Raw genomic sequence first — 1,230 nt, forward strand, 5'->3', positions numbered from 1 at the left:
AAGCTTTTATTCTATGAAGGGCGCAAAGCTAGGTTGGGCAGAAGCACGCTATGATGTACCACTCCTTGTGATGGATGACCGCTTAACGGCTTTTGTCATTAAAACCGATGATGCGGATCATTCTGTTTCACTAGCAAAGCTTGGAGATTTTGATGCAGAACACCAGAGATATGTCTCAAGTCACCCTTACGTGACCGGTCCACGCTTTTCTTCTGTTAACGCACAAAGTTGGACAGCCCATCAAGATGAGGCTTTAGCCTTTCGGGTGCTCGCTGCCCGCTATAGGCAAACAGAAAAGATTGTCGATTTAGGCACCTTTGACCTTGTAGACTGCTCTGATTTACAAATACGCGCAGCCATTGAGTTGCCTTCAAGCGATTGTTCTGTCATCTTTGAAATTGAAAGAAACAACGGCACGGTTTATCAACTCCTTCCCTTTCAATTGCTCAGTCTTACTGAATATATCAGTGAAAAGATCAAGCTTCGCGCTATTCTTAAAGGAACAGAGAAACNCGCGGGAAAGATCCATAAGGAAGCGACCTATGTCACGCGTGCTTTTGCCTTTGGAGAAAAGGCAAGGTTGACCAGTTATATCAAAACCTTTTTACCAGGTGGTGCAACCTTTTCACTGGAGATGCAACTGGATGATGGTGCTTTCACCCCTTTGAAACTTGACGAAACAGAACAACTCGCTGAACCGCTTTGGACAGAACGAAAATTTACCAGTAGTGATAAAGGCGCCAAACAAGCGCGCTTGAAACTCACGCTTACCGGTGGACCGGCGGCACGGTCAATGGTGCGTGATTTTGGCGCCGGCATATTATGAGGGGAAAATGAGAGATGACAAAAACCAAAAAACTCGACATGGAATTGCCGAAAGAAGGACGCTTTATCAGTTCTGAATTCCCAATCTTGCGGGAAAACTTGACCAAAATTGATCAAGCTCTTTTGGCTGTTGAGGAAAAGATAAACGAAAAAGCACCTTTACAACACACGCATACCATAAGCGAAATCACAAATCTAGAAAGCGCTCTCAATGGCAAAATGGCAGCGGATAAAACTTTCTCATTTGCTGATTTAAGCGATATCGAAGGCGCAAAAGATGCTGCCAACAATTATGTTCTCTATAAATCAAGCAACAATAACTTTACCTTTGGCAGTGCTGTCTCACTGTTAGGCGCGCATCAACATAAAACCGAAGATATCGTGGGGCTTGATGATTTTAGAGCC

Annotated in this window: 1 protein-coding gene and 1 pseudogene; both read left to right on the forward strand. The window is 44.2% G+C overall.

Annotated features, from left to right (window positions below; translation table 11 throughout):
• Positions 1-826 (forward strand): annotated as a pseudogene (locus ACFIMC_RS03200) (DUF4815 domain-containing protein); the annotation flags it as partial.
• Positions 827-840: 14 nt separating this feature from the next.
• A partial coding sequence (locus tag ACFIMC_RS03205) for a Bgr_08870 family protein (RefSeq protein WP_375680953.1) occupies positions 841-1,230 on the forward strand: 390 nt, incomplete at its 3' end.

The organism is Bartonella sp. AP21QHHD (assembly GCF_042196205.1).
GTDB lineage: Bacteria > Pseudomonadota > Alphaproteobacteria > Rhizobiales > Rhizobiaceae > Bartonella.